Source organism: Mesorhizobium sp. M7A.F.Ca.US.002.01.1.1 (assembly GCF_004022955.1).
GTDB lineage: Bacteria > Pseudomonadota > Alphaproteobacteria > Rhizobiales > Rhizobiaceae > Mesorhizobium > Mesorhizobium ciceri.
In genome coordinates, this window is sequence record NZ_RZQE01000206.1 from 1 (window position 1) to 9947 (window position 9947).

At 64.1% G+C, this 9947-nt stretch carries 12 protein-coding genes and 1 pseudogene; 6 read left to right on the forward strand and 7 right to left on the reverse strand.

Annotation, left to right across the window (positions count from 1 at the left end):
- From EN932_RS19760 to EN932_RS19780, 5 genes and pseudogenes are all read right to left on the reverse strand, one after another.
- Nucleotides 1-977: pseudogene (locus tag EN932_RS19760) on the reverse strand (hypothetical protein); the annotation flags it as partial.
- A gap of 237 nt (nt 978-1214) precedes the next feature.
- Nucleotides 1215-1658 (reverse strand): DUF1284 domain-containing protein, encoded by a 444-nt coding sequence (locus tag EN932_RS19765; RefSeq protein WP_127369185.1) that lies wholly within the window; start codon nt 1656-1658, stop codon nt 1215-1217.
- Nucleotides 1655-2248 (reverse strand): biotin transporter BioY, encoded by a 594-nt coding sequence (locus EN932_RS19770; RefSeq protein ID WP_127369184.1) that lies wholly within the window; start codon nt 2246-2248, stop codon nt 1655-1657. Before EN932_RS19770 ends, EN932_RS19765 begins: the two co-directional genes overlap by 4 nt.
- Nucleotides 2249-2355: 107 nt before the next feature.
- The gene (locus EN932_RS19775) at nt 2356-3024 is read right to left on the reverse strand and encodes a GntR family transcriptional regulator (protein WP_127385289.1); all 669 of its coding nucleotides are present in this window, start codon (nt 3022-3024) and stop codon (nt 2356-2358) included.
- Nucleotides 3025-3129: 105 nt separating this feature from the next.
- The gene (locus EN932_RS19780; RefSeq protein ID WP_013532830.1) at nt 3130-4146 is read right to left on the reverse strand and encodes a polyprenyl synthetase family protein; all 1017 of its coding nucleotides are present in this window, start codon (nt 4144-4146) and stop codon (nt 3130-3132) included.
- 201 nt (nt 4147-4347) lie between these two features.
- On the opposite strand from EN932_RS19780, the gene EN932_RS19785 reads away from it, so the two are divergent.
- The 6 genes from EN932_RS19785 to moaB all read left to right on the forward strand — a co-directional run bounded on the left by EN932_RS19785 (nt 4348) and on the right by moaB (nt 8045).
- Entirely contained in the window at nt 4348-4572 is a 225-nt protein-coding gene (locus EN932_RS19785; RefSeq protein ID WP_013532831.1) for a DUF2007 domain-containing protein, read from the forward strand.
- Nucleotides 4572-5372, forward strand: coding sequence for a methyltransferase (locus EN932_RS19790; RefSeq protein ID WP_024502640.1), 801 nt, complete (start codon nt 4572-4574; stop codon nt 5370-5372). The genes EN932_RS19785 and EN932_RS19790 overlap by 1 nt, the downstream gene beginning before the upstream one ends.
- A gap of 79 nt (nt 5373-5451) precedes the next feature.
- Nucleotides 5452-6315 (forward strand): S49 family peptidase, encoded by an 864-nt coding sequence (locus tag EN932_RS19795; protein ID WP_127368988.1) that lies wholly within the window; start codon nt 5452-5454, stop codon nt 6313-6315.
- 83 nt (nt 6316-6398) lie between these two features.
- Entirely contained in the window at nt 6399-6584 is a 186-nt protein-coding gene (locus EN932_RS19800; RefSeq protein WP_013532834.1) for a membrane protein, read from the forward strand.
- Between the two features lie 20 nt (nt 6585-6604).
- A complete protein-coding gene (locus EN932_RS19805) occupies nt 6605-7504 on the forward strand; it encodes a 4-(cytidine 5'-diphospho)-2-C-methyl-D-erythritol kinase (protein WP_024502638.1) in 900 nt (299 codons plus the stop codon).
- Nucleotides 7491-8045 (forward strand): molybdenum cofactor biosynthesis protein B, encoded by a 555-nt coding sequence (gene moaB, locus EN932_RS19810; protein WP_013532836.1) that lies wholly within the window; start codon nt 7491-7493, stop codon nt 8043-8045. Before EN932_RS19805 ends, moaB begins: the two co-directional genes overlap by 14 nt.
- 20 nt (nt 8046-8065) lie before the next feature.
- On the opposite strand, the gene EN932_RS19815 is transcribed toward moaB, so the two are convergent.
- Together EN932_RS19815 and EN932_RS19820 are read right to left on the reverse strand one after the other, a co-directional pair.
- Complete coding sequence (locus EN932_RS19815) at nt 8066-9040, reverse strand: hypothetical protein (RefSeq protein WP_127368987.1); 975 nt, start codon at nt 9038-9040, stop codon at nt 8066-8068.
- Between the two features lie 143 nt (nt 9041-9183).
- The gene (locus tag EN932_RS19820; protein ID WP_013532838.1) at nt 9184-9708 is read right to left on the reverse strand and encodes a glycosyltransferase; all 525 of its coding nucleotides are present in this window, start codon (nt 9706-9708) and stop codon (nt 9184-9186) included.
- Nucleotides 9709-9947 lie beyond the last annotated feature (239 nt).

Genomic DNA, 9947 nt, shown 5'->3' on the forward strand with positions numbered 1-9947 from the left:
TCCTTCAATTGCTCGGACACGGCAGCGAGTTGCACAAGGGCAGCGTCGCTATCAGGCTTCAAAGCAAGCGCATATTGCAGATAGAGGCGCACGAAGGGCTCGCCGCCGCCACGGTTGAGCGCGGTGGCGAGGTCGAGCAGGATTTCGGAGGCGCCATCGGATGGGCCGGCCACCAGGGGCGCAATCTTGTCGCCTTTTGCAATTCGGTCGCGCAAGGCGACGATTTCCAGCTTGCCAGGCGAAAACGCCTCGGCCTGATCGAGCACCGACAGCGCCTTGGTCTTGTCGCCCTTGCGGGCCAGGAACGAGGCGTAGGCCTGGGCGTTGCGCATCCAGGTTTCGGGAGCGGCACCACCGGCGGCGGTATCCTGCATGGTCGCGGCGTAGATCGCCTCGGCCTTTTCGGGCATGCCGGATGCATCAGCGATCAGGGCGCGGTGGAACGACTTGAACAGGCCGAACCAATCCGGCCCCTGCAGCTTGTCGATGGACGCCATCGCATCGGCAGGCTCGCCGGCGCCTTGCTGCGCCCAGCCGGACATCACCCCGGAGATCAGCCGGTCGAGATCGGATTCCAGCGACAGCTTGAGCCAGTACTGCGCCTTGGTGAAATCCTTCTTGTGGAAGGAATCGACGGCGAGCGCCAGCCGCGAGAAACGCTCGACGTCAGGCACTTCCTTGAGCTTGTCGGCATAGACCAGGGATTCGTCGAAGCGCCCCTGCGCGATCAGCGACAGCATCAAGCTCTGCTGCAGGCCGGTGTCGCTCGGGTCGAAGGCCAATGCTTGCTTGTAGTAGGCGATGGCGCTGTCGAGGTCGTTATCGCCTTCGGCGATCCGGGCCGCCAGATAAGCGCCCGAAAACGACGTGATCTTGACCGGTTCGGTGGTTTGCTTGGCATAGGCCGGCAAAGCCGAGATCGCCATGCCTGTCACAATTGCCAGCCTTGTCAGCCAGCGCGCACGTCCTTGCCGCATCGTATCCCTTTCAGCCAGGCGCCATCTCCGCGTCAGCGGGATGGGCGTAGACTCGATCTTTCCAGGCAAAGCATGGCCTTTTTGGGGTCGCGCTTCAATCCGCCTCGAATTCACAATCCGGGCACCCGATTAACAAATCATGGCGGCGGGCACTAGTTTTCCGATCTTGGATTTCGGCCACGGCCCTATGCGGCGCCGAATATATCACCGATTCGACCGCTAAGGCTCGGGCCAATATCAGCCCTCGCCTGGCGAGGCAGACCGCTGCACCAGCGTGTCGCCGTAGCCGCCGGCCGCTATCGTGCTGCACAGTTCGTTCCATTCGCAGCCGCCGCAGGCCTTGCGTACAAGGCCAGCCGAAAACGCCTGCCGCATCCGGCCCAGCATCGCAGCATCGAGATCAAGACGGGTGCCGACGCGAATTGGCCGCGCCAGCAACTCGCCCACATCCTGCGTGGCGAGCCGGTCCCGCTCGACGACACTCTCGTTGAGGCAGTGCGGTTCCGGCTCATCAAGCAACGGGGCGCAGACATCGTCCGGGCTGGAAACGAGGAGGATGTCCTCGCCCCGGCTCAGGCGCTCCGCTACGCGATCATAATTGGCGGTGAAGGCGGGGCTGTATCCCTTGCCCACATAGGTGAGCAGGCAAAGGAGGTGGTGGGCGCGCAGCCTGATCGTCACGGATTGACCGGCTTGGCCTTGCCGCCGCGAAGCGCCATGAGGGTCGCGGCACCCAGCGCCGACTTGAGCAAGCCGCCGACGATGAACGGCAGGAAGCCGAAGGTAACGGCCTGTTCGGCTCCAATCATGACGGCAAGCCATGCTGTGCCCAGCACGAGGCAGGCAAGATTGCCAAGCAGCATGGCGACAAATGCCAGCACCACTCTGTTGCCGTTCCAGCCGCGTTCGGCCAGCCAGCCGACCATTGCGCCGACAAGCGGGAAGGCGAAGAGATAGCCAGCCGTCGGCCCGACGAAATGCGCCGCACCCGCTGCCCCTCCGGACAGAACCGGAAAGCCGACCGCACCCTCGACCAGCCAGGCGGCGATGGTGAGCGCGCCAAGCCGCCAGCCATAGAGCGCGCCGATCAGTGTCACCGCGAAGGTCTGCATCGTCACCGGGACCGGCACCATCGGCACTTCGATGTAGGATGACAGCGCCAGGAACAGGGTGCCGAGCACGACGGCTCCGACCTGCCAGGCAAGAGAACGATCCTGGAGCCGGAGCGGGCTGAACGACGGCTTGCTGGACGAGAATGCGACGTCTGTCATTGGGATTCCTTCGATCGATTGCAAATTATAGATAATTTCTGTTTTCGATCTATTATCGAATCCACACTTCCCTGGAGATTGCAAGCCCTGGCTTTGGCGGAGGCCGTCTAACCTACGATGGCGAAGGCTTCGCGCGTCGTTCCGGAAGCCGTCCTGACCGGCTTGCGGCCAATCCATTGGACGTGCCGCCCCAGTGTGACGGCCGCCGATTCGGTGTTTCCCTGCCGCAAGGCGGCGAGGATCGCGCGATGGTCCTGATCGGTGCGTGTCTCCCACTCCGAGCGCCATGCCGCGAACAGAAAACGGGCGCTTGCCGCGTGCAGATCGTCGATGGTGGCGAGCAGGCGCGGCATGCCGCATGGCGCGAGGATCAAGCGGTGGAAGGCGCGGTTGGCTTCCTCCCACGACCTGACATCGCGGGACTTGTCGCCAGCCTTGGACGCCTCCTCGGCGAGATCGAGAATGGCCGATGTCAGATGCGGCGCCGCGTGGCGCAGCGCCAGCACTTCAAGGGCGGCGCGCATTTCGGCGACTTCCTTGACCTCGCCCAGGTCGAAAGACGCGACACGCACGCCGCGGCGCGGTTCGCCGATGGCCAGCCCTTGCGCCTCGAGGCGGCGGAAGGCCTCGCGCACCGGAACATGGCTGGTTTGGAATTCCTCGGCGATGTGATCCTGCCGAAGCCTGGCCCCCGGCTCGATCGCACCGGAAATGATGCGGTCCGCCAGAACCTTGCTGATGCGCACCGCGATGGTGTCGTCTGTGCCCTTTGCCATGTTTTATAGATAATTTGCGGCAGGGCGGCTTGTCGAGACGGCGGGACCGAATTCCTAAACTTCCTCTTAGCGCAGGCCAGAGATAGCGTCGCGAAAGTCCAGCCTTTAGTTGACCCGGCTGATGCAGAAATCGATGACGTCGATCAGCGCCGATTTCTGCGGCGTCGCTTCGAGCGGCGCCAGCGCGTCGCGGGCAATCTCGCCGAAATGGCGCGCGCGTCCGATCGTGTCGGCAATGGCGCCGTGGCGGGTCATCAGGCCGGTCGCCTTTTCCAGGCCGGCGTCATCGGCGACATTGTCCTCGATGGCGCGCTTCCAGAAGGTGCGCTCGGCCTTGGTGCCGCGCCGATAGGCGAGAATGACCGGAAGCGTCACCTTGCCCTCGCGGAAATCGTCGCCGACATTCTTGCCCAGATCCTTGCTGGTGCCGCCATAGTCCAGCGCGTCGTCGATCAGCTGGAAGGCCAGGCCGAGATTCATGCCATAGGAGCGCAGCGCGGCGCGATCGTTGCGCGTCGCCTGGGCGATGACCGGGCCGACCTCGGCAGCCGCCGAAAAAAGTGCGGCGGTCTTGGCCTTGATGACGGCGAAATGCTCGTCCTCGGTGGTTTCGAGGTTCTTGGCGGCGGCGAGCTGCATGACCTCGCCCTCGGCGATGATGGAGGCCGCACTCGACAGGATATCGAGCGCTTCGAGCGAGCCGACATCGACCATCATGCGGAAGGCCTGGCCGAGCAGGAAGTCGCCGACCAGAACGCTTGCCTGGTTGCCCCAGATCATGCGGGCGGTCTTCTTGCCGCGGCGCATGCCGCTCTCGTCGACGACATCGTCGTGCAGAAGCGTCGCGGTGTGCATGAATTCGACGGAGGTGGCGAGCTTGACGTGGCCCTCGCCGGCATAGCCGAACATCTGGGCTGCGGCCAGCGTCAGCATCGGCCGCAGCCGTTTGCCGCCGGACGAGATCAGATGGTTGGCGACCTCCGGGATCATCTCGACGTCGGAGCCGGCCTTGGACAGGATCAATTCATTGACGCGCCCCATATCGGCGGCAGTCAGATCGATCAGATCCTTGATGGAGGCGGGCTCCCGCTTCCCGTTTTCGATGTTGAGAACGACACCCACGACAATCACTCCCGTCTTGGTATAGAGCGTGCGACGGCACCCTTAGTCCCTGTATGGACTCTAGGGCGGCGGACATGGGCACGGCAAGTGGCGAATTGGCGCGGCGGCGGCGACAGAATGTCAACGACCCCCAAGGGAACGGCTCTGCCCCGGAATCCCCTACCCGTTTACATCAATAGCGCAAACTGCGAGTTTCATACAATGATAGAACTAGTCCGCACCAACGATGCCGTGATCATTTCCTTTGTCGAATCGCTGATGCGCGACGCCGGCATTGCCTGCTTTGTCGCCGACCAGAATATGAGCATTCTCGAAGGGTCGATCGGTCTTTTGCAGAAGCGCGTCATGGTCGACGCCGACCAGGCCGACGCGGCACGGCGCATCCTGACGGATGCCGGCATCGCCAACGAAATCCGCGGAAGATAATGTCCGCCGCGCCCGCCGCCCTTGTCCCGGACACGCCGGCCCATACGGTCGACGCTTTCCATCGCGGCCGATTCTGGCTGGTGCAGCCCAAGCAAGGCGGTCATCGCGCCGGCATGGATGCGATGATGCTGGCGGCATCCGTGCCGTCCTCCCTTGCCGGTCGTCTCGCCGATTTCGGTGCCGGTGCCGGGGCCGCCGGCCTGGCGGTGCTGTCGCGCTGCCCGGCCGCCGAGGCGGTGCTTGTCGAACGCGCGCCGGAAATGGCGGCCTTCGCGGCAGCCACTCTTGCCCATCCCGGCAATGCCCATCTGAGCGATCGCGCCTCCGTGCTGGTCGCCGATGTCACCGTATCGGGCCGGGCGCGGGCGGCCGCCGGCCTCGCCGACAATGATTTCGACTTCGTCATCATGAACCCGCCCTTCAACGCTCCCCGGGACCGCGCCTCCCCCGATCGCCTCAGAAAAGAGGCCCATGTCATGGAGGACGGGGTGTTCGAGAGCTGGATCCGCAGTGCGGCGGCGGTGGTCAGGCCGCGCGGCGGGCTTGCCGTGATCGCCCGCCCCGAACAGCTCGGCGCCATTCTCGATGCGATCGCAGGGCGCTTCGGCGATGCCGAAATGCTCGCCGTCCACCCTCGCCCAGACGCCGCGGCAATCCGCATCGTTGTGCGGGCAGCGCTCGGGACACGGGGAAAGCTTGCCATCCGCCCGCCCCTGATGCTGCACGCGCAATCAGGCAACGGCCCCGACGAGCGCAGCGAAATGATCACCAACGGCCTCGCCTCGCTGTTCGGAGATTGAGCTATTCTGCCTGGCCACATTGCCGTTGGCCGGGAAATCCCTACATGCCTGCAACCTATCGACCGGAGACCACGCCCTCGTGAAACGCCTTATCAACCGCCTGCTGCCGAAATCCTGGCGCTCCACCGTCGTCACCATTCCGGTCATCCGGCTGCACGGCACCATCATGGCAGGCGGTGGCCAGTTCCGGCCGAGCCTGTCGCTGGCCTCCACCGCTGGCCTCATCGAGAAGGCGTTTTCCTACGACGCCCCGGCAGTCGCCATCTCGATCAATTCGCCCGGCGGCTCGCCGGTGCAGTCGCGGCTGATCTTCAAGCGCATCCGTGACCTGGCCACGGAAAAGAACAGAAAGGTACTGGTCTTCGTCGAAGACGTGGCGGCGTCGGGTGGCTACATGATCGCGGTTGCCGGTGATGAGATCTTCGCCGACCCATCCTCCATCGTCGGGTCGATCGGCGTGGTCTCGGCTTCGTTCGGCTTCCCGGAACTGATGAAGAAGATCGGCATCGAGCGACGCGTCCACACCGCCGGCCAGAACAAGGCGGTGCTCGACCCGTTCAAGCCCGAGAAAAAGGAAGATGTCGAGCGGCTGAAGGCGCTGCAGCTCGAGGTGCACGGCACGTTCATCGACCTCGTCAAGGAGCGGCGCGGCGCGAAACTGAAAGACGACCCGGACCTGTTCACAGGCCTGTTCTGGACCGGCATCAAGGGCCTTGAACTCGGCCTGGTCGATGCGCTCGGCGACATGCGCACGGTGCTCAAGACCCGTTTCGGGGCGAAAACCCAGCTCAGGCTGATCACGACACCGCGCGGTTTCCTCAGCCGCTTCGGCCTGTTTGGCTCAAGCAAGGGCTTTTCAGCGCCCGATATCGCAGCCGCCGCCGCCAGCGGCGTGGTCGATGCGGCGGAAGAGCGCGCATTGTGGTCTCGCTTCGGGCTTTGAAAACCCGGCAAAAGCGTCTAGCATGAGAGCTTAACCGACCCGACCGGCCGCCTTCGCCGGCCCAGCGTGGGAGGAGTTTTGGCATGCCGCAGATCATTTTCTTCGCCGTCGTTGGCGTCGCCGCCTATTTCGGCTACCGCACCTTCATTAGGGAAGCCGAACGCGTGACCGCCAAGGTGCGGCGTACCGAAAAGCAGACGGCCAACGGCGCGATGGGCACTTTGGTCAAGGATCCGAAGACCGGCGAGTACCGGCTGGCCAAGGACTGAGCACCATTTCGCAGACCATTGTGGACACCGACATCGGGTCGCGTAGCTGGCACGCGCACGCCAAGATCAATCTTGCGCTGCATGTCACCGGCAGGCGACCTGACGGCTATCATCTGATCGAAAGCCTGGCGGTGTTCACGCGGTTTGGCGACAGGGTCGAAATTGCGCCTGCCGATAGCGATGAATTTACCGTGTCCGGCCGCTACGCCCCGGCTGTTCCTCTCGACGCCAGCAATCTGGTGCCTAGGGCGCGCGATGCCCTGCGACAGGCGGTCGGGCACGAGAGAACACCGCCGGTCGCTATCCGGCTGGAAAAGAACCTGCCGGTCGCCTCCGGCGTCGGCGGCGGTTCGAGCGACGCGGCGACCGTGCTGCGCGGGCTGGTGGAGACATGGGGCCTGGATATAGACGGCGCAGAGCTGGCGCGGATCGGCATTTCGCTCGGCGCCGATGTGCCGATGTGCCTGGCGGCAAAGCCGCTGGTCGCGCGCGGCATCGGAGATGAACTGTCGATGGTGCCGGATTTTTCGGCGCTTGGCCTGGTGCTGGTCAATCCGGGCACCCCGGTCTCGACGGCGGACGTCTTTGCGGCGCTTTCCCGGCGCGACAATGAGGCCTTGCCGCCGCTGCCGCGCAGCATCGATTTTCATAGCCTGCGCAACTGGCTGGAGATCACCCGCAACGATCTCGAGCCCGCCGCGCTGGCGATGCAGCCGGCTATCGGCAGGGCGCTTTCCTGGCTGAACAAGGCCGGATCGGGTTTTTCACGGATGTCCGGGTCCGGCGCCACCTGCTTCGGCCTGTTCGAGACCGGCAATGTCGCCAAGCGCGCCGCCGCCGAAATCCGCGGCCGCCAGCCCGACTGGTTCGTCGCGGCGACGCGCAGCATCGCATCGGAGGGATCGGATGGCCAGAATTGACGAGAGCCGCTCCTTCATTCCCGTGCGCATCGCGGTGCTGACCGTTTCAGATACGCGCAGCCTCGCCGACGACAAATCCGGCCAGACGCTGGCCGACCGCATCACCGAGGCCGGCCATATGCTGGCGGCCCGCGATATCGTCACCGACGATCGGGAAAAAATCCGCGACACGGTTCTGGCGTGGTCGCGGGACAAGAATATCGATGTCGTCATCACCACCGGCGGCACCGGTTTCACCGGCCGTGACGTGACGCCGGACGCGCTGGAGCCGATCTTCGAAAAGCGCATGGATGGCTTTTCGGAAGTGTTCCACCGGATCTCCTACGACAAGATCGGCACCTCGACGATCCAGAGCCGGGCGACCGGCGGCATCGTCAACGCCACCTTCGTCTTCGTGCTGCCGGGTTCGCCAGGCGCCTGCAAGGACGCGTGGGACGGCATCCTGAAGGCACAGCTCGACTACCGGCATATGCCGTGCAACTTCGTCGAGATCATGCCGCGCCTGGACGAGCATTTGCGGCGCGGCAAATCAGCTCCGTAAAGCCGAGGCAAGCGTCGCTCTCAGCGGATGACCGGCTCGCCATGAAACCGCCGGCGCGACGGCGGCGAGACGCCGAAGCCGACTTCCATCATCAGTCGCGGCGTGCGTGCCGGCACGGTGCCCATATGGAAGCCAAAAGGGTCCTCGACGAAACCGAGACCGGCCTCGCCGGTCAGCGTCACCGGGCTCTGCTCGCCATAGACATCCAGGACCTGTTGCGCGGGGTGGCCAACCAGAAGCGTGAGCTGGTGCTTGAGGCTGCGGCGCTTGTGGCTGCCCCTGACATAGACATGCGGACCGGTGTCGGTGTCGACCGGCTTGAGGTAGAAGAAGAATTTCAGCATGCGCCAATCATCGAGGTCGAAATGATACTTGCCGAGCGAGGCGAGGTTCTTGTCGGCATCCGAAGCGGCACCGGTTGGAAAACTCCACCAGACGCGCGTCGTGATCAGTTTTGCCTGGCCGCCGAGATAGTGCGCGGCAATATCCAGAAGCAGCGGATCGCGCTGGATGGCAAGCGCCGCCGGGCAGTCGAGGATGCGCTCGAAAAAATGCCCGCTGAGCAGCGAGCGGCCAAGGCGTTTCTCGGCCTCGGCATGTTCCCCCGGCATGAATTCGAGACGGCGGTCGAAATTGCCGAAGCAAGGCGTGCGCCCGGCGAAGTCGGCGATCTCTTCATGGATATCAGGCGGCAGGACCAAGCCTGAGAACAGCCCGTCGGAGCGCAACGCATCGACGACCGCTCCCCGTTCGACACCGGCAAACATCGTATCCCCGGCATTGGCGACCGGGCGGGCGCGTTTTGCGCCCAGCCAATGCATGCGGCGTCCAGGCATTGTGCGCGCCAGCACGAACATCGGCAGCCAGGCGGGGTTTTCGCGCAGGTCCTTGAGATAGGTCGGAATGCGCACCGCGATGCGTCGCAACAGACTGCCGTCGCGCGCAATAGCCTCGAGACTGGCCGCGCCGGATGTGTCGGGGGTTGAAAGCTTCATTGGGTCCTCGGCTATGAGAGCACCACCGATGCCGCATCGGTGCTCGCCACTCGGCATGTCCCAAACCCAATTCCCGCTTGAACGGAAGCTAACCCCGCGTCAGATTTTGTGCAATGCACAATGGCCTGAGCAGCTGCAAAAAATCATGTCGAGGAGCGGCGTTCCTGCTTGGCGGGCGCCATCCAGATCTCGGCGTCGAGCCGCTTCGTTGCGAGGCCGCGGGCGATGGCCTCAGCACTGCCGGCACTCTTGGCCGCGGCCGCCGCCTGACGCTTGCTGATCAGCAATCCGTCGGCCAGGGCGCGGTTTCCCGAAAAGACCCGTGCCAGGAATGGCGTGCGGCTGGCCCGCGTGCGCGAAAACCGTGCCGCCATGGTCTGCCTGGCCGTATGCGCGACAACCTCATCGATCCAGCCCTCCACCAACCGCGCGCCCGGTTCCAGGAGCAGCAACCAATCCCCCTTGGCCTGGCGGATGCCGGCAGCGACACCGCCGGTCACGTACTGACAGCCGGCATGCTCGGCCACACGATGCGTCTGGTCGGTGGAGCCTGTGTCGCAGACGATAACTTCACGCACCACGCCTTCGACCGCGCCGCCAATCAGCGAGGCGAGCGTGCGGGCGAGGCCCTCCTCGTCATTGCGGGTTTCGATGAGAACACTGAGCATCCTTAGCCGAATAGCGGAAAGCGCCGCACAGCGCCAGTTTTGCATCGCACATAGAAAGTTCTTGCTTTGTTCTCGTCGATGAAATAGGAATAATTTCATGAACAGAGCGATTCGACACAACACGGACAGTCCCTGGGAGCGGGCGAAAATGGAACAGATCGTGCGCGCCGACATTGCAGCTTTCGGAGCAGGAAGAGCCGAGATGGCCAATGCGATGGTCGAGCAGAGCGGCATGCGTG